17 protein-coding genes are annotated in these 16,224 nt (G+C 63.4%); 11 read left to right on the forward strand and 6 right to left on the reverse strand.

Going from position 1 to position 16,224, the window contains the following annotated elements:
- Nucleotide 1: 1 nt before the first annotated feature.
- Nucleotides 2-964 (reverse strand): 1-phosphofructokinase family hexose kinase, encoded by a 963-nt coding sequence (locus ACX80Q_RS06630; protein ID WP_459329734.1) that lies wholly within the window; start codon nucleotides 962-964, stop codon nucleotides 2-4.
- Nucleotides 961-1,749 (reverse strand): DeoR/GlpR family DNA-binding transcription regulator, encoded by a 789-nt coding sequence (locus ACX80Q_RS06635; RefSeq protein ID WP_459329735.1) that lies wholly within the window; start codon nucleotides 1,747-1,749, stop codon nucleotides 961-963. Before ACX80Q_RS06635 ends, ACX80Q_RS06630 begins: the two co-directional genes overlap by 4 nt.
- A gap of 281 nt (nucleotides 1,750-2,030) precedes the next feature.
- On the opposite strand from ACX80Q_RS06635, the gene ACX80Q_RS06640 reads away from it, so the two are divergent.
- From ACX80Q_RS06640 to ACX80Q_RS06650, 3 genes are all read left to right on the forward strand, one after another.
- The gene (locus ACX80Q_RS06640) at nucleotides 2,031-2,672 is read left to right on the forward strand and encodes an alpha/beta hydrolase (protein ID WP_459329736.1); all 642 of its coding nucleotides are present in this window, start codon (nucleotides 2,031-2,033) and stop codon (nucleotides 2,670-2,672) included.
- Nucleotides 2,673-2,780: 108 nt separating this feature from the next.
- Complete coding sequence (locus tag ACX80Q_RS06645; RefSeq protein WP_459329737.1) at nucleotides 2,781-3,230, forward strand: DUF2871 domain-containing protein; 450 nt, start codon at nucleotides 2,781-2,783, stop codon at nucleotides 3,228-3,230.
- Between the two features lie 110 nt (nucleotides 3,231-3,340).
- Nucleotides 3,341-4,216, forward strand: a complete 876-nt coding sequence (locus tag ACX80Q_RS06650; protein WP_459329738.1) for a hypothetical protein — start codon at nucleotides 3,341-3,343, stop codon at nucleotides 4,214-4,216.
- Between the two features lie 146 nt (nucleotides 4,217-4,362).
- On the opposite strand, the gene ACX80Q_RS06655 is transcribed toward ACX80Q_RS06650, so the two are convergent.
- Nucleotides 4,363-5,652 carry a DUF445 domain-containing protein gene (locus ACX80Q_RS06655; RefSeq protein WP_459329739.1) on the reverse strand — a complete coding sequence of 430 codons (1,290 nt, stop codon included), beginning with the start codon at nucleotides 5,650-5,652 and terminating at the stop codon, nucleotides 4,363-4,365.
- 22 nt (nucleotides 5,653-5,674) lie between these two features.
- Between ACX80Q_RS06655 and ACX80Q_RS06660 the strand changes: the two genes are divergently transcribed.
- The 5 genes from ACX80Q_RS06660 to ACX80Q_RS06680 are packed head-to-tail and all read left to right on the forward strand — an operon-like array spanning nucleotide 5,675 to nucleotide 9,942.
- The gene (locus ACX80Q_RS06660) at nucleotides 5,675-6,544 is read left to right on the forward strand and encodes a glycerophosphodiester phosphodiesterase (RefSeq protein ID WP_459329740.1); all 870 of its coding nucleotides are present in this window, start codon (nucleotides 5,675-5,677) and stop codon (nucleotides 6,542-6,544) included.
- Between the two features lie 41 nt (nucleotides 6,545-6,585).
- Complete coding sequence (locus tag ACX80Q_RS06665; protein WP_459329741.1) at nucleotides 6,586-8,460, forward strand: glycoside hydrolase family 15 protein; 1,875 nt, start codon at nucleotides 6,586-6,588, stop codon at nucleotides 8,458-8,460.
- A complete protein-coding gene (locus tag ACX80Q_RS06670) occupies nucleotides 8,457-8,867 on the forward strand; it encodes a DoxX family protein (RefSeq protein WP_459329742.1) in 411 nt (136 codons plus the stop codon). Before ACX80Q_RS06665 ends, ACX80Q_RS06670 begins: the two co-directional genes overlap by 4 nt.
- Complete coding sequence (locus ACX80Q_RS06675; RefSeq protein ID WP_459329743.1) at nucleotides 8,864-9,634, forward strand: AzlC family ABC transporter permease; 771 nt, start codon at nucleotides 8,864-8,866, stop codon at nucleotides 9,632-9,634. The genes ACX80Q_RS06670 and ACX80Q_RS06675 overlap by 4 nt, the downstream gene beginning before the upstream one ends.
- Nucleotides 9,631-9,942 (forward strand): AzlD domain-containing protein, encoded by a 312-nt coding sequence (locus ACX80Q_RS06680; RefSeq protein ID WP_459329744.1) that lies wholly within the window; start codon nucleotides 9,631-9,633, stop codon nucleotides 9,940-9,942. Before ACX80Q_RS06675 ends, ACX80Q_RS06680 begins: the two co-directional genes overlap by 4 nt.
- On the opposite strand, the gene ACX80Q_RS06685 is transcribed toward ACX80Q_RS06680, so the two are convergent.
- Entirely contained in the window at nucleotides 9,919-10,521 is a 603-nt protein-coding gene (locus tag ACX80Q_RS06685) for a DUF5684 domain-containing protein (protein WP_459329745.1), read from the reverse strand. The genes ACX80Q_RS06680 and ACX80Q_RS06685 overlap by 24 nt on opposite strands.
- A 99-nt stretch (nucleotides 10,522-10,620) precedes the next feature.
- Here ACX80Q_RS06685 and ACX80Q_RS06690 point away from each other — a divergent pair, with 99 nt between their 5' ends.
- Both ACX80Q_RS06690 and ACX80Q_RS06695 read left to right on the forward strand, forming a co-directional pair.
- On the forward strand, nucleotides 10,621-10,953 hold the full coding sequence (locus ACX80Q_RS06690) for a thiamine-binding protein (RefSeq protein WP_459329746.1): 333 nt from the start codon (nucleotides 10,621-10,623) through the stop codon (nucleotides 10,951-10,953).
- A 189-nt stretch (nucleotides 10,954-11,142) separates the two neighbouring features.
- The gene (locus ACX80Q_RS06695) at nucleotides 11,143-11,997 is read left to right on the forward strand and encodes a spermidine synthase (protein ID WP_459329747.1); all 855 of its coding nucleotides are present in this window, start codon (nucleotides 11,143-11,145) and stop codon (nucleotides 11,995-11,997) included.
- A gap of 44 nt (nucleotides 11,998-12,041) precedes the next feature.
- Here the strand turns inward: ACX80Q_RS06695 and putP are convergent, their stop codons facing one another.
- Nucleotides 12,042-13,538 (reverse strand): sodium/proline symporter PutP, encoded by a 1,497-nt coding sequence (putP, locus tag ACX80Q_RS06700; protein WP_459329748.1) that lies wholly within the window; start codon nucleotides 13,536-13,538, stop codon nucleotides 12,042-12,044.
- Between the two features lie 182 nt (nucleotides 13,539-13,720).
- Entirely contained in the window at nucleotides 13,721-15,154 is a 1,434-nt protein-coding gene (locus ACX80Q_RS06705) for an amino acid permease (RefSeq protein WP_459329749.1), read from the reverse strand.
- A 202-nt stretch (nucleotides 15,155-15,356) separates the two neighbouring features.
- Here ACX80Q_RS06705 and ACX80Q_RS06710 point away from each other — a divergent pair, with 202 nt between their 5' ends.
- Nucleotides 15,357-16,151, forward strand: coding sequence for an IclR family transcriptional regulator (locus tag ACX80Q_RS06710; RefSeq protein WP_459329750.1), 795 nt, complete (start codon nucleotides 15,357-15,359; stop codon nucleotides 16,149-16,151).
- Nucleotides 16,152-16,224 lie beyond the last annotated feature (73 nt).

Consider the following 16,224-nt stretch of genomic DNA (forward strand, 5'->3'; position numbering starts at 1 on the left):
GTCAGATCTCTTCGGCTGAGGCCAGAGCCGTCACGGTGACGGCGGCGGGGGTGGTTTGTGCAAGGGCCGGAACCATGGTTCCGGGGAGAGAAGCTGCGGCCGCCCCATGGGCCACAGCTTGCTGCAGGCAGGCTTGGGCGGAGTCTCCGCGCAAGGTGCTCAGCAGATATCCGGCAAGGGCACTATCGCCGGCGCCGACTGTACTTTTTGCTTCGATGGCCGGGCCGCGACCATGCCAACTGCCCTCTGGGGTGACCAAAACGGCACCCTTTGAACCAAGGGTGGCCAGGACTGCGCCAACTCCCTGCTTGACCAGCGAGGATGCTGTGCCCGCGGCCAGGGCCGGATTGGATTCCAGTTCGGCTCCGTTGCCGGTGCCTGTCAGCTCGGCCAGTTCCTCGCCATTGGGTTTGATGAGATCCGGGGCGCTGCGCAGGCATTCGCGCAGCGGTTCCCCGGAGGAATCAACGGCGATTCTTGGGGCAGCGGTTCCGTAGGCAGCACGCACAGCGTCAATGACGAGGGCGTAAAAATCGCTGGGTACCCCCGGCGGAAGTGAGCCTGCCAGCACAAGCCAGGATGCGCCGTCGGACTTCTCAACCGTCAGCTCCAGCAGCGCAGCAACGTGCTGCGGTGAGAGCGTGGGGCCGGGCTCGTTGACCTTGGTGGTGGTCCCGTCGGGCTCGGTGATGGCAACGTTGCTGCGCAGCGCCGCGCCGATGGGAAGGGTGATGTGCCCGATGGCTTCAGCATTCAGGGCGCGGACAACGGCGTCGTCAGGGTCTCCCGGCAGCAGGGCGAGGGCCCCGACCCCGGAGGCGGAAAGGGCCCGGACAATGTTCACGCCCTTGCCGCCGGGGTGCTGAGAGGCGGAGTGCGCGCGCTGGACCTCCCCGCGTTCCAAGGGGGCGGCCAGCTCGATGGTCCGGTCAAGGCTGGGGTTGGGTGTCAGGGTGAGGATCATGCGATCACCACGTCAACGCCGGCGGCGGCCAGGGCGGCGGTCAGGTCGGGGGAGGGCTGGGAGGTGGTGATCAAGGTGTCGATCTCCTCAAGGGTTGCGAAGCGAACAAGCGTTTCCGTTCCGAGTTTGGAGGCGTCGGCCAGGACTACAACCTGGCGGGCCGCCCTGACCATAGCCGTTTTGGTGGCCGCCTCAACGGGGTCGGGAGTGCTCAGGCCAAAGTCGGCGTGGATGCCATTGGTGCCGATGAAGGCGATGTCGGGTCGCAGCGCGCCCAGCTGCTCGGTGGCGCGGGCACCAACAACCGCGCTGGTCAGGCCCCTGACCCGTCCGCCCACAATGTCCAGCAGGAGGTGGGTGTTGGTGCTCAGGGAGGCTGCGGTGGGCAGGGAGTTGGTGATGACCAGTAGTTCGTCCCCTGCCTTGGCCGGTGTCCACTTGCTCAGCCGCTCGGCGAGGGCCGCAGTGGTGGTGCCGGAGTCCAGTAGGACAGAGGCCGTAGGGGCGTGGGGGATCAGGGCCATGGCAGCGGTGGCAATGCGCTGTTTTTCGTCCAGGCGCTGGCTCTGCCGCTCAGTCAGACTCAGCTCGGTTCGGGTGAGCCGGTCCAGGGCAACGGCGCCGCCGTGGACGCGACGGAGCAGCTCCGATTCCTCCAATGAGGCCAGGTCGCGGCGCACCGTCTCCTGCGTGATGGCGAACAGTTCGGCCAGCTCATTGACACCGACCCGGCCCTGGGCGCTGACGAGTTCGGCGATCTTCTGGTGCCGTTCCTCTGCAAACATGCCGATTCCTTCCACAGCTACTTTTGGTGCGCGTGACGGGCGTCACGATGTTGTTTCACATGACTTTATCTGCGTTTATCTTTGATTGTCAATATGTTTCCCACATAAACACAGAAATGCGGGTGCCGGGCGGTGTGGAGGGGCGCCCCAATTGTGCGCTTTTGCGGCTCAACTGCGGTTTTCCGGCTTGGCGGCGGTTCACAACCCGCCGTCAAGCCGCCAAAGCGCAGTCATGCGGAAGTCATCTCCGAAAGGGCCGCGGCCATTAGTAGTCTTAGGCCATGGATACGGTTTTGTTCTCCCGCCCGGAGCAGGAGCGGGCCGGCACGCCGCTTTTGCTGATGCTGCACGGCTATGGTTCCAACGAGACCCGCATGGCGGAGCTGTTCAGCCAGCTGCCCAGCGGTTTCACGTGTGCTGCACCCCGGGCTCCGCTGGAAATTTCCGGCGACTACGGGTGGTTCCTGCTGGACTACTTCCTCGCCAACGACTTCGCGGAGGTGGTGGGTGCGGCCGCTGCCGTCCTGAGCTGGTTGGACACGGTGGTGGCCAAACACCAATTCAGTTCCGTTTCAGTGCTGGGCTTCTCACAGGGCATGGCCATGGCCACCACAGTGCTGCGGCTGCGCCCGGAGTTGTGCACCGCCGCTGTGGGCCTCTCCGGGTTTGTGCTGCAGAATGAACTGCTCGCCGCCATGGAACCGCTGTCCACCCGGATCCCCTTCTACTGGGCCCACGACCCCGCCGACCTGGTCATCAACCCTGACGCCACTGCCTTCACTGCAGACTGGCTCGCGGTAAACACGGAACTCAGCGACGCCGTGTACCCCGGGCTGGGCCACACCATCAGCGCCGTCGAGATGAGCGACGTCTCGGCCTTCCTGACGGGCCACGTGCAGGGTTCGTTCGTCCCGGACCCGTAGAGCCCCGAGCTGAAGCTACATTCAACCAAATGGTTGATGGCCCCTGCCCCCTGCCCTCATAGGCTGGAAAAGAGGCCCACAGCGGGCCCAACAACAAAGGGGAACAGCATGAAGAAGCTTTTCTATTCGGCATTTGCTTACATGGTCATCGGCGTGCTCTCGGGGCTGTTTTACCGTGAATTCACCAAGGGCAAGGATTTTGCGGGCAGCACCCAGCTCTCCATTGTCCACACGCACCTGCTTACCCTGGGATTCATTGTCCTGTTGATTGTGCTGATCCTGGAAAAGCTGTTCACCCTGTCCGAGTCAAAGCTCTTCAACTGGTTCTTCGCCATCTACAACATTGGCCTGGTCCTGACCGCAGCGATCATGGTGGTCCACGGCATCCTGCAGGTGGACGGCGTCACCGAAGTTTCCGGCGCCATCCCCGGGATTGCGGGACTGGGCCACATCCTGCTGAGTGCCGGCATGGTGCTGCTGTTCCTGGCCCTGCGTTCCAGGTTGTTTGGCGCCAATGCCAAGCACGACGCCGAAACCCCCTCAGCGCTCGTAGGCTAAGTTCCAGCGGAGCCAGGTTTCCCCAACGGGGCCGTTTCCCCCGAGTGAACGTCCGGGCCGTTGTCAGTTTGGGCGGCTACCCTTGAGGCAAAGACACGGCAGGGGATTCGATGGCACGCAAAGACAGCAATCATGGCGGGTTGATGCCCGGACCGGGCTTTGCCCAGTCGGCCGGACGGCCCAACCCTGCGGTGGAAATCGCAGCGGGTGCGGCCTTTGATGAACGGGGCCGCCCTAAACCGGCCGTCCACAGCATGCTGCTTAAGGCGGTGGAGGTCCAGCGTCCGCTGGTCCTGGCGAACCTGCGGCGGCTTCGCAAGCGCTATCCATACGCCACGGCCTTCGAGCTGAGCCAACGGCTGGAGCGCGATTTTCTCTCCGGCGTGGGAACGGGCGGCGCGGCCATTGGGGCAACGGCCATCATCCCCGGGGTGGGAACGGTTGCGGCCTTGTCCATTTCCGCCGCCGCCACTGTGGTTTTCCTGGAGGCAACCGCACTGTATGCCCAATCCATTGCCGAACTACATGGTGTGCGGCTGCAGGATCCGGAAGCCGCGCAAGTCACCGTCATGGCCATTATTTTGGGTGACGAAGGCATTGCCATGCTGCAGGGGCTGACAGGCCACGCGCTGGGCAACGGGAAAACACCCATGCAAACGTGGGGCAAGACTGTCACCAAGAGCATGCCCCTGACCGCCATCAAGGGCATCATCGCACCGATGCAAAAGAGGTTCCTGCGGAAGATGGCCGTCAAGGGCAGCGCTTCCGTAGTGGGCAAGGCTCTGCCCTTTGGAATTGGCGCGGTTGTTGGCGGGGTGGGCAACTACATGATGGGCCGGGCCGTGATTGCCTCCGCCCAGCGCGCTTTTGGGCCGCCGCCCATGATGATTCCCCCCGAGCTGCTGGCCGAACTGGACGCCGCCCGTAAACCTCCCAAGCCGTTGAAGATCAAGGGCCCGAAGCCGCCAAAAGCCCTCAAGAGCTAGCCCAGCCGGGGTTGCGCATCGCCCGTAGCGATGTTGGGGCTTGCGGCGTGGTGGGCGTCGCCGCGTACACACCGACGAAGTCGTGTGTGGTGCGGTGCGGGCACAAGCCCCAACATTGCGAAAGGGCGAACATGCCCTGCTTGCAGCTAGCCGAACACCAGGGTGGCGATGGTGAAGATGGCAAGGCCGGCCAGGGAGCCCACCACCGTTCCGTTAATGCGGATGAATTGCAGGTCCTTGCCCACCTGCAGCTCGATCTTCTCGCTTGTCTCCACGGCATCCCAACGGCCCACGGTGTCCGTGATGAGCGAGGTGATCTCGTGCTTGTAGGTGCCCACCAGGTAGGCAGCGGCGTCGGCTATCCACTTGTTGGCCTTGGCGGCCAGCTCGGGGTCGTTGACCAGTTTGCTGCCAAAGTCCTGCACTGCTGCTGTGAATTTGAGGCGGAGTGCGGAGTTGGGGTCCTCCACTGCATCGGTCAGCGCCGACTTGATGGTGGACCAGGTGCGTCCGGCCAATTCCCGGACCTCCGGGTCGCCAAGAACCTGGTTCTTGATCGATTCGGCCTTGGCGATCATGGCCGGGTCATGCTGCAGCTCCTGGGCCAGGTCCTTGAGGTACTCGTCCAATTTCAGGCGCACCTCGTGCCGGGGGTCGTCCTGGACGGCGCGGGCGAACTTGTAGATTTCCGTGTAGATCTTGTCACCCACCAGTCCGTCCACAAACTGCGGAACCCAGCTGGGGGACCTGTCCGCCACCAGTCCGCTGATGGTGGTGTGGTTGGCCCGGATCCACGTGGTGGAGCGGTCAACCAGGAGATCCACCAGGGCGTGGTGGTGGCCGTCTGCGAAGATCCGTTCGGCCAATTTGCCAATGGGCGGTCCCCACGGGGGTTCGAGTACGTGCTTGCGCACCATGGCCTCGATAATGTCCTGGACGTCGTCGTCCTTGAGGACCGCCATGGCGCCGCGGATAGCGGCCGAGCCTTCGGTGGCCACGCGTTGGGCGCTTTCCGGCTTGGCCAGCCAGGTCCCCACCTTCTGCGCGATCGCGGTGTTGGCCAATTTCTCCGAGACAACAGCTTCGGAGAGGAAGTTGGTTTCCACAAAGTCGGCCAGGGACGCGCCAATCTCATCCTTGCGGTTGGGAATGATCGCCGTGTGCGGGATCTTGATGCCCATGGGGTACTTGAACAGGGCTGTGACGGCAAACCAGTCCGCCAGCGCGCCCACCATGCCGCCCTCGGCAGCTGCGCGGACGTACGTCAGCCATGGGTACTGGTGTTGGAAGGCGAAGGCGAAGCAAAAAACAACCGCCATGAACAGCAGCAAGCCCAGGGCGATGCTCTTCATCCGCCGCAGGGCAGCGGCCTTTTCCGCGTCGCGATGGTGTGCAGTGGCAGAAGTTGTTGGACCCAGCTGTTGTGTTTGCGCCATGCAGTAAGCGTAACGTGATGCCATGACGGTTCAGATCTACGCCCACCGCGGCTCCAGTTCCCACTATGCCGAGCACACGCGTGCCGCCTATTTGCAGGCACTGGCCGACGGCGCCGACGGGGTTGAGTGCGATCTTCACCTCAGTGCCGACGGTGCTTTGGTGTTGTTGCACGACGACGACGTGGACCGGACCTCCAACGGAACCGGCAAGGTGGCGGAGCTGACGCTGGCTCAGCTGCGTGCCCTTGATTTCAGCAGCTGGCACGGGGCAGTGATCCCGCCGGCCTATGGCACCGTGGCCACACAATTGCTCACACTGCCCGAACTCCTTGTGCTCCTTGCCGGGGCGGGCCGGCCCGTGGGACTGGCCCTGGAATTTAAGTACGGCGCCACCTTTGCCCCCGCTTTGATTGATGCCACCTTGGCGGCGCTGCGGCTGCACGGCTGGGACCGGGAGTCCTCCCATGCCGGAGCCATCGACGTCTCCTTCATGAGTTTTCACCCCGAGGCCGTGACGTATTTGGCCCAGCATGTCAGTGCCGGGGCGTTGTGTCAGCTTTTGGAGGAGGTGGCTGTTCAAGACGTCCGGGAGGAATTGGACGTTGGCCCCATAGTTGGCCACACGATGGCCTTCTTCATGCGTCGGGCCATGGTTGAGGCGGAAAAGCTGGTGGACGACGGCGTTGCCCAGCTTGCCGGACCCGGCGTCGACTACCTGCGTGCCAAGCCGGATAACGCCGCGAGATGGCTTGCCGCCGGGCGCACCTTCCGGGTGTGGACTGTGGACAGTGAAGCGGACCTGCTGCTGTGCCTTGACGCGCAAGTGGCGCAGGTGACGAGCAACAGGCCAGCCGAAATCAGGGCGCTGCTTCAGAGTTTCCTTGCGCGGTGAGTTCACAGCCGGAGCTTGACGGCGTGTGATTGCATGGAGTCATGGCATCGCGAATTGAAGACTATGCACTGCTTTCCGATCTACACACTGGCGCCCTGATTGGCCGGGATGGGAGCATCGATTGGCTCTGTTTTCCTCGCTTTGATTCGCCGTCTGTTTTTACTGCGTTGCTGGGAACCGCGGACCATGGCCGTTGGCTCCTGGCCCCCGCCCACCCCGAGGCGGCCGTGGAGCACAGGTCCTACATGGGCCGGACGTTTGTTCTTCAGACACTGTGGCGCACGCCCACGGGCACCGCTCGCGTCACCGAGTTCATGCCTGTGGGTGACCGCCGGGCCTCCATTGTGCGCCGCATCGACGGCCTGAGCGGCGAGGTTGAGTTCAATCAGGAAATCACCGTCCGGCCAGGCTACGGCCGGGTCCTGCCGTGGGTGCGCCGCGTGGCCGAGGGGGACGGCAGCGAGGTGATTGTGGCCGTGGCCGGGCCGGACGCCCTGGTGCTGCGCGGCGATGAGCTGCCCCAGTCCGTTGGTCATCAACACAGCGGGGAATTCACTGTGCGGGCGGGGGAGCGGGTGGAGCAAGAACTGAACTGGTATCCCTCGCATCGGCCCGTACCGAAGTCCATCGACACCACCCTTGCCTTGGCTCAAACGTGCACCTACTGGGAAGACTGGGCGTCCCGTTACAACCAGGACGGCAGGTACGCATCCATTGTGGAGCGCTCTTTGCTGGTGCTGCGGGCGCTGACGCATGAGGACACCGGCGGCATTGTTGCCGCGCCCACCACGTCCCTGCCGGAGGACTTTGGTGGCGCGCGGAACTGGGACTACAGGTTCTGCTGGCTGCGGGATGCTGCGCTGACACTGGAGGCCATGCTGACCCATGGCTACGCCGATGAGGCGCTCAAATGGCGTGACTGGCTGCTGCGCGCCGTGGCAGGGAACCCGGAAGACCTACAAATCATGTATGGCCTCTCCGGAGAGCGGGACCTGCCCGAGGGCGAGCTGGGCCATCTGCCAGGCTACGAGGGGGCCTTGCCTGTCCGGATCGGCAACGGTGCCGTGGGTCAATACCAGGCTGACGTTGTTGGTGAGGTGCTGGTGGCCTTGGAAAAGCTGCGGTTGGCGGGCGGGCACGAGGACCACTTCTCCTGGCCGCTGCAGCAGGCAATGCTGGGCTTCATTGAGAATCACCTGGCGGACAAGGACCACGGCATTTGGGAAATGCGGGGCGAGCTGATGCATTTCACCCATTCACGCGTCATGATGTGGGCGGCCTTTGACTGCGCCGTGCGTGCCGTCCGCGACCACGGTTTGTCCGGGGCGGTGGAAAGCTGGGAGTCCACGCGCGAACTGCTGCGTGCCGAGATTCTGGCCTACGGCTTCAACAGGGAGCTCAACACCTTCACCCAGACGTACGGCGGAACCACCACCGATGCGTCATTGCTGGTGATCCCGCAAGTGGGGTTCGTGGCCTACGATTCCCCGGAAATGCTGGGCACAGTGGCCGCCATGGAAGACGAATTGGTGGGCGAGAAGGGGCTGATTCTGCGCTACCGGACAGACTCCGGAGTGGATGGGCTGGAGCCGGGCGAGCACCCGTTCCTGGCGTGTTCGTTCTGGCTGGTGGAGCAGTACGCCCATTCGGGACGCCGCCGCGAGGCAGTGGAGCTGATGGACACCCTGGTGGGGCTGGCCAATGAACTGGGACTGCTCAGCGAGGAATACGATCTTGGCCAGGACAGGATGGCCGGGAACTTCCCGCAAGCGTTCTCCCACCTGGCCCTGGTGCGCGCCGCCGATGCCCTGCACGGGACGGCGCAGCTGAGCCTGGCCACCAACGCCATCCCCCTTGTCCGCCGGGTGGACGCGAACCCGGAGTTGGCCGGACAACGTGAAAGCATGGGCCAATGAAAGCAAGCAACGTCAGCACCTGGGCCCTGGCCGCCCTCTTGGGTGCCAGTGCAGTGAACCATGTCAGCAATCCCCCGTTTTACTACCCCGTGGTTCCGCCCGTTCTCTGCACGGATTCCAGGACAGGCAAAGCCGGCGAACTTGGTGTCATGACGCGCCGCCAGTGGGTGCTGGCGTCTGCAGTCCCGGAGGCACTGGCCGCGGTGGGGCTCCTGCTGCCTGCCACCCGCAAGGCCTCCGCCACGGCAACAGCACTCATGTTTGCCGGGTTTACTGCTGGCCACGTTTCGGCGCTGCGCCGGGCCTACGGCCCCGATGGCAGCAGCGAGGCACGCCGCATCCATTCGGTGCGCCTGCCGCTGCAGCTGCCACTCATCGCCTGGGCGTGGAGCGTGCGCCGCGCATGAGGCTGGTAGATTCACCGGCGGCCAAGATTGGCGCCTCGATAGCCATTGCCACTGGACTGTACGGAATTTCTTTTGGGGCACTTTCGGTGGCTTCCGGGCTGTCCTTTTGGCAAACAGTGGTGCTAAGTCTTCTGCTGTTCAGCGGCGGCTCCCAATTCGCCTTCATCGGCGTGGTGGCAGGTGGTGGTTCCGGCGTGGCCGCCATGAGCGCATCTGCGCTGCTGGGCATCCGCAACGGCATCTATGGGATGCAGATCAATTCCCTACTGCGCCCCACGGGCTGGCGACGTTTTGTCGCGGCCCACGTCACCATTGACGAATCCACCGCCACCGCAACAGGCCAAACGGACCCGGAGGAGCAAAAACGCGGCTTCTGGGTGGCCGGGTTGGGGATTTTTGTGCTGTGGAACATCATGACGGCCGGGGGTGCGTACATTGGCGGGGCGCTGGGCGACCCCAAGCAATGGGGGCTCGACGGCGCCGCCGTCGCCGCGTTCCTGGGGCTCCTGTGGCCGCGCATCAGGGCTTTCCAGCCGGCGGCGATTGCCATTGTGTGCGCGCTGGTGACATTGCTGGCCATTCCCTTTGTGCCTGCTGGCGTGCCCATTTTGGTGGCAGCCGTGACGGCTGGACTCATCGGGTGGTTCCGGCCCACCCCCGATCCAGGGCATGACACAGACGGCATGGAACCGGACATTGACCCCTATGCGGTCCACCCGGGTCACTCAGGCCATGCCGACGATGCAGGACAAGGGAGGGAATCATGAGCTTGTGGTTTTGGCTGCTGATTTCGGTGGTGCTGGCCTACGCCACAAAACTTGTGGGCTACCTGGTTCCTGCAAAGGTGCTGGACAGCCCCAGGATGTCGCACATTGCAGGAACCTTGACCATTGGCCTGTTGGCCTCACTGACGGTGGTCAATGTGGCCGCCAGTGGAACCAACGTGGTTCTTGACGCCCGGGTAGGCGCCCTGGTGGCGGCAGCTGTGGCGCTCTGGCTGAAGGCACCCTTTTTGGTGGTTGTCATCGCCGGCGCCGCTGCCGCCGCATTGCTACGGCTGCTGGGTTGGCCCTGAGCCGAACGGGGGCTGTGCCGGGTACTGCTGTGCAGGGGGATTTGGCTGGTTGAATTGTTGGCCGAACGCGGCGCCGCCGAACTGGGTAGGCGCGTAGTGCTGCTCATACATCTTTTGCTCGGGTGTCCTGTAGGCCGGGCCCAGATATTTCGCGTCCCCGTAGGAGAGGATGGCGGCGAAGACTACGGGGACAAAGATCAAGCCAACCGTGTAGGCCACATCCTTGCCGAAGGACTTGGCCAGGTCATTGAGCGTGAGAATGGTCCAATAGATGCCGGCGTACGGAATGAACTGCAACCAGAAGTTTGATTCCGGCCGCCCGGCAATCTTGACCATGATCCAGGTGTTGTAAAAAGGCACAAAGGCGGCCCATTTTGGGTGGCCGGCCTTGCCGAACAAGCCTGCCCAGGCGAAGCCGCTGGCCAACCAGACGAGCAAAATAATGAAGGCATATATGCCCATGAACAACGCAAATATCCCCAGTGCCGCAGCCGGATCCATGGAGGAATCGCTGTTGTAGGAGTATTCGTAAGGGTCCGGCGAGGGCGCCAATGGCAGGGCAAGGAGAGTGGAAAGCATACGGCAAACCATATCCGGCCCTAGAAGAGCCGCTCAATGGGCAGAACTGCCCATAATAGAAGCTGCAGTTACACGCAAAAGCTAAAAGAGGAGATTCTCATGATCGTTGCATTCTCGGTGGCACCCAGCGGCACACCCACGGGGGATCCCGCGGGAACTGGCGACGACGCCTCCGTCCACACTGCAGTGGCGGCAGCCGTGAAAGTGGTCCGCGAATCAGGGCTGCCCAACCGCACCAGCTCCATGTTCACCGAAATTGAGGGTGAATGGGATGAAGTCATGGATGTGGTGAAACGCGCCACCGAGGCAGTGGGCCGCTACGGTTCACGCGTTTCACTGGTCCTGAAGGCGGACATCCGCCCCGGCCACACGGGTGAGCTCAGCGGAAAAGTAGCCCGGCTGGAAGGCGCGCTGGATACCCTGGGTGAGTAGCCGGCGTCGAGCATTCCTGGTCGTTTGACCCTTGCGGAACCCGTTTACGCCGCGACACAGCCAAAAAACCGCAGACTCCACGGGCTGGGACGGGTTCGCGATCGCCGTGGTGCGCCGACGCTGGACTACTCTGGGAGGCGTGACTATCTCGCTGCCTGCTGCTTCCTGCCACCCCTCCCTGACTTCCTGATGGGGCGCCAACGCACGCCCAAGAGTGCCCCCGTGGAGCCGGAAGCGGGCGTTTTGGGGCCCGTCGCCGGGACGTTCGCCACGGATACCGGCACGGCTGAGCTGATCCCCGACGGCGACAACCCCAATGGCTGGCTGCTCATGCTCAATGGTGTGCAAAGCTCACATGTGGACCTGGCGGATCCGCTGCGCCTGGACTTTGAGTACATGCGCTGGATCATGGCCCTGGTGCAGGACAGGTGGGTGGCGGGGGAGAAACTCAAGACCCTAAACTTGGGCGGTGCCGCGTGCTCCATGCCCCGCTACTTGGTGGCCGCCTACCCGCAGTCCCGCAACGTGGTGGTGGAGATTGACGGCAAATTGGCCAACTACGTCCGCGATTGGTTTGAGCTGCCGCGGGCCCCGTTGTTGAAAATCCGCGTGGGCGAGGCCCGCGAGGTCACGGAAACTCTCACGGAGGCCAGCCGTGACTTGATCATTCGGGACGTGTTTGCCGGCGCCACGACGCCGCACGCCCTGACAACGGAGGAGTTCACCGCAGCCGCCCGCAGGGTACTTATTCCCGGTGGCGTATATGTTGTCAATTGTGGCGACTCGCCGGCCCTCGCGACTGCCCGCCGCGAGGCCGCCACGATAGCCGCAGCGTTCAAGCACACGGTGATCATTGCCGATCCGCCCATGCTCAAGGGGCGCCGCTCCGGAAACATCATCATTGCCGGAAGCGACGCACCCCTGGGCGACGGCGCAGGCCTGGCCCGCGTGCTGCTCGGCGGGGCCATGCCGGCGCATCTGTGGGACGACGCCAAGGTCCGCCACTTCGGCCGCAGCGCAGTGGTGCTGACCGACGCCGGCTAGCCCACAGTGGTGCTAGCCCACAGTGGTGCTAGCCAGAAGTGGTGCTAGCCCGCGGCGGAGACGGGTTCGCGCTCCAACTGCTTGAGGGACTCGGTGAACTCCTCATCGATGCCGCTGTGGTGCTTGAAGGTGATCAAGCTGACCAGCACTGCCACGGCCAGGTTCAGGAAGAAGCCGGGCACAATCTCGTACATTGTGGCGGCCAGCGGCGACTTGCCCCAGAGCACCACTGTGACGGCACCCGCCAGCATGCCGGCGAGGGCGCCGGCCGTTGTCAGCTTGCGCCAGTACAGGGACAGCAAAATGATGGGGCCGAACGCAGCGCCGAACCCGGCCCAGGCGAACGCCACCAGGCCAAGGATGGAGTCGTTCCTGGCCGAGGCAAGCATGACGGCAACTGCGGCCACAATGAGCACGCCCAGGCGGCCCAGCATGACCTGGGTCTTGGCGGGGGCGTCCTTCTTGACGGCGATCTTGTACAGGTCCTCCACCAGGGCCGAGGAGCACACCAGAAGCTGCGAGGAAATGGTGCTCATGATGGCGGCCAACACGGCCGCCAGAACCAGGCCGGCAATGAACGGGTGGAAGAAGATGTTGGCCAGTTCCAGGAAGACGGCTTCAGGATCGGTCAGTTTCAGTTCCGGGTGCTGCTGGAAGTAGGCGATGCCCACCATGGCCGTGGCGGTGGTGCCCAAGACTGTCATCAGCATCCAGCCGATGCCGATCCGGCGGCCCGCCTTGGCGTCGGCCGGCGACCGCATAGCCATGAACCGAACAATGATGTGGGGCTGGCCAAAGTAGCCAAGGCCCCACGCCGCTGCCGAGATGGCGCCCACCACGGTGCCGCCTGCCACCAGGCTGAACATGTCCGGCTTGACCTGGTTGATGGAGTCGATGGTTGCGGCGATGCCGCCGGTGTGGAACACGCCAACCACCGGGACAACAATTAGGGCCGCAAACACCAGCAATCCCTGGGCCACGTCGGTGTAGCTCGCGCCAAGGAAGCCGCCAAAGAGTGTGTAGAGGATGGTGACGCCACCCACCACAAGGATGCCCATCATGTAGCTGGAGTTGAAGGAGCTCTCAAAAAAGACGCCGCCAGCCACTAGGCCGGAGGAAACATAGAACGTAAAGAACACCAGGATGATGATGCCGGAAACAATCCGCAACACGTGGGACTTGTCCTTGAGCCGGTTCTCCAAGAAGCTCGGCACGGTGATGGAGTCATTGGAGACTTCCGTGTACGACCTCAGTCGAGGTGCCACGAACTTCCAGTTCAGCCACGCCCCGACCGTCAGACCGATCGCGATCCAGGCCTGGAACAGCCCGCCAATGTACAGTGCGCCGGGCAAGCCCATGAGCAGCCAGCCGGACATGTCCGAGGCGCCCGCGCTCAGGGCAGCGACGCCGGGTTTCAGATCCCGCCCGGCCAGCATGTAGTCGCCAAGATCGGTGGTGCGGCGGTAGGCCCACCAGCCGATGCCGAGCATCGCCGCCATGTACAGCGCCATTGCTGTCAGTTGAAAATAGTTGTCCTGCACAGTGTTGCCCTTCCGGCCGGCCGGTTGCCGGCAGGACCTCGTCAAGTATCCACGGGGAGGTGGGTGTGGCCAAACCGCCGGGCCGCCAGCCCTGCATTGCTGAACTAATGGCTGGTTTGCGGCGCAAGGCCAGCGATTTAACGTCCACACCTTCGACGCCGGGCACCCGCCTGGCGGGCGGGTCAGCGGCGGGCGGGTGCCGCCGTCGTGCACTCCACGGGGGACGATTCGTCAACCAGCACAGCGCGTTCGCGACCCTTTCCGCGCACCCACAGTTTGAAGGCGACAGTCAGCAGGACTAGCCAGAAGCCGCCCACGTAGAGGGCAATGCGGGTGTCCGGGTAGATGCCCAACAGCACAATCACACCCACCATGAACACGCCCGTCATGGCTGATGCCAGCGGCCAGAGGGGGACGGGGAAATGGGAGGGTGCCAGGGCCTTGCGGGCAATTTCGCGCTTCATGGCCACGTGCGAGGCCAGGATCATGAGCCAGACCCACACGGTGGCGAAGGTGGCGATTGAGGCGATAAGGAGGAAGACGTCCTGGGGGATGGTGGCGTTGAGGACCACGCCCACCAGCAGGACACCCGTCATCAGAACAACCGTCATCCAAGGGACACCCGAGCGGGATACTTTGCCGAAAACGGCGGGTGCGTGGCCTTGTTGGGACAAGCCGTAGAGGACCCGGCCGGAGCCAAAGATGTCGCTGTTGATGGCGGAGAGAGCTGCCGTGATGACAACAGCGTTGAGGATATGTGCCGCTAAGGGAATACCTAGGGAGTCGAAGATCTGCACGAACGGGCTAGTGTCGCCGGTGATTTGATTCCACGGGATCAGCGTCATGAGCACGCCCAAGGTCAGTACGTAGAACAGCAGAATACGCACCGGCACTGTGTTAACGGCTGCCGGAATGGACTTGGCGGGGTCGGCGGCCTCGCCGGCCGTCACGCCAATGGTTTCTATGCCGCCAAAGGCAAACATCACCACGGCGAACGCTGCCAGCAGGCCCACCCAGCCGTTGGGCATGAAACCGCCGTGGTCCACCAGGTTGTTCAGGCCGGCAACAGTTGGGGCGCCTTCCAGCTGGAAGCCAAACACGATGATGGCCACGCCTCCTGCGATCATGGCAATGATGGCCGATACCTTGACGAGGGAGAACCAGAACTCCAGCTCGCCGAAGACCTTAACGCTGAGCAGGTTGATGGCCGCCAGGAAGAAGATGATGGCCAGAACCCAGATCCAGCGGGGGACGTCATTGAACCAGAAGCCCATGTAGATGCTGAACGCCGTCACGTCGGCAATGGCCACAATGGCCATTTCAAAAACATATGTCCAGCCCGTGATAAATCCGGCCAGCGGTCCAAGGTAGCGGCTGGCGTATTGGCCGAAGGAGCCGGAGACGGGGTGGCGCACGGCCAATTCACCCAGGGCGCGCATCACCATGAAGACGGCGGCGCCGGCAATGATGTACGCCAAAAGAACTGCGGGACCGGCCTTTTGGATGGCGCTGGAGGACCCGTAGAACAAGCCCGTGCCGATCGCCGAGCCCAACGCCATGAAGCGGATGTGGCGGGCGTTCAAGCCACGTTTAAGGACGGAACCATTGGCGTTCATGCGTGAGCTTTCTAACACAGTGCGCGGCCGCGGCAGGGGAGACCTGCGCCACTAAGGGGTTGATTGGTGGTGGCTGACGTCACTTTATGGGGTGGTTTCATGCTGAAAGTGTCCAATTTCGCCCCAGAATCTGGGATTTCAGACTGCAATATTCTATATTGAGAAAAGACTGCTGGCGATTTCGGTGTAAAACTAGGAAGCCATGACAACTACTGCAAGGACGCCGTCTAAAGTACCTGCGGCAGAGAACACCCTGCGCATTCTGAAATTGCTGTCCTCCAAGCGGGGGCCGCTGGCGGCATCCACCATTGCGACCACGCTCGATTTGCCGCGCTCAAGCGTCTATCACCTGCTCGGCGTCATGGAACAAAGCGGCTTCGTGATGCACCTGCATGAGGAGCAGCGCTACGGCCTGGGCGTTGCCGCCTTTGAACTCAGCAGCGCCTACTCACGCCAAGAACCGTTGTCCCGTTTGGGGAGGCCGCTGCTGGCTGCCCTGGTGGACAAGATCGGTGAAAGCGCCCACCTTGCCGTGCTGCATGGGCGCGACGTTCTCTACATTGTTGAGGAGCGCGCCAAGCACCGCCCCTCCCTGGTGACGGATGTGGGCGTCAGGCTGCCCAGTCACCTGACAGCGAGTGGCCGCGCCATCCTGGCCGCCCTGCCCAAATCCCAGGTCCGGGCCCTATATCCCAATGCGGCCGCATTCAGCTCGCGCACCGAGGTGCCGGACCCCATTGGCAAATACTCAACCCTCTCGGCGCACCTAGACCAGGTGCGGCTGCGCGGCTACTCAACTGAGAGCGGGGAAGTCACTGATGGCTTTGCCTCCGTGGCCGCAGCAGTGACAGACCACGTGGGCTGGCCCGTGGCGGCCGTTGCTGTGACGTTCCTGGAGGAAAAAGTGCCCGCCGATCAGTGGCCCGCCCTTGCGCAACGCGTCAGCAAGGTGGCTGCGGAGCTGTCCACCCGCATTTACGGGCGCAACGAGCGGTAGTTTCCGGCGCAGGACTGCAGTCCTGCGCCACTGGTGTGTGCCCAGTCTGGAATTCCGGACAGCGCACGCAAGA

Source organism: Arthrobacter sp. HLT1-20, from assembly GCF_054510895.1.

Bases quoted from the DNA above. Each gene is read 5' to 3' on its own strand.
- ACX80Q_RS06690 (WP_459329746.1), top strand. From the start codon at position 10,621: ATGATCGTTGCATTCTCGGTGGCACCCAGCGGCACACCCACGGGGGAT.
- ACX80Q_RS06680 (WP_459329744.1), top strand. From the start codon at position 9,631: ATGAGCTTGTGGTTTTGGCTGCTGATTTCGGTGGTGCTGGCCTACGCC.
- ACX80Q_RS06685 (WP_459329745.1), bottom strand. From the start codon at position 10,521: ATGCTTTCCACTCTCCTTGCCCTGCCATTGGCGCCCTCGCCGGACCCT.
- ACX80Q_RS06710 (WP_459329750.1), top strand. From the start codon at position 15,357: ATGACAACTACTGCAAGGACGCCGTCTAAAGTACCTGCGGCAGAGAAC.
- ACX80Q_RS06665 (WP_459329741.1), top strand. From the start codon at position 6,586: ATGGCATCGCGAATTGAAGACTATGCACTGCTTTCCGATCTACACACT.
- ACX80Q_RS06660 (WP_459329740.1), top strand. From the start codon at position 5,675: ATGACGGTTCAGATCTACGCCCACCGCGGCTCCAGTTCCCACTATGCC.
- ACX80Q_RS06645 (WP_459329737.1), top strand. From the start codon at position 2,781: ATGAAGAAGCTTTTCTATTCGGCATTTGCTTACATGGTCATCGGCGTG.
- ACX80Q_RS06655 (WP_459329739.1), bottom strand. From the start codon at position 5,652: ATGGCGCAAACACAACAGCTGGGTCCAACAACTTCTGCCACTGCACAC.
- ACX80Q_RS06705 (WP_459329749.1), bottom strand. From the start codon at position 15,154: ATGAACGCCAATGGTTCCGTCCTTAAACGTGGCTTGAACGCCCGCCAC.
- ACX80Q_RS06640 (WP_459329736.1), top strand. From the start codon at position 2,031: ATGGATACGGTTTTGTTCTCCCGCCCGGAGCAGGAGCGGGCCGGCACG.
- ACX80Q_RS06670 (WP_459329742.1), top strand. From the start codon at position 8,457: ATGAAAGCAAGCAACGTCAGCACCTGGGCCCTGGCCGCCCTCTTGGGT.
- ACX80Q_RS06630 (WP_459329734.1), bottom strand. From the start codon at position 964: ATGATCCTCACCCTGACACCCAACCCCAGCCTTGACCGGACCATCGAG.
- ACX80Q_RS06650 (WP_459329738.1), top strand. From the start codon at position 3,341: ATGGCACGCAAAGACAGCAATCATGGCGGGTTGATGCCCGGACCGGGC.
- ACX80Q_RS06675 (WP_459329743.1), top strand. From the start codon at position 8,864: ATGAGGCTGGTAGATTCACCGGCGGCCAAGATTGGCGCCTCGATAGCC.
- ACX80Q_RS06635 (WP_459329735.1), bottom strand. From the start codon at position 1,749: ATGTTTGCAGAGGAACGGCACCAGAAGATCGCCGAACTCGTCAGCGCC.
- ACX80Q_RS06695 (WP_459329747.1), top strand. From the start codon at position 11,143: ATGGGGCGCCAACGCACGCCCAAGAGTGCCCCCGTGGAGCCGGAAGCG.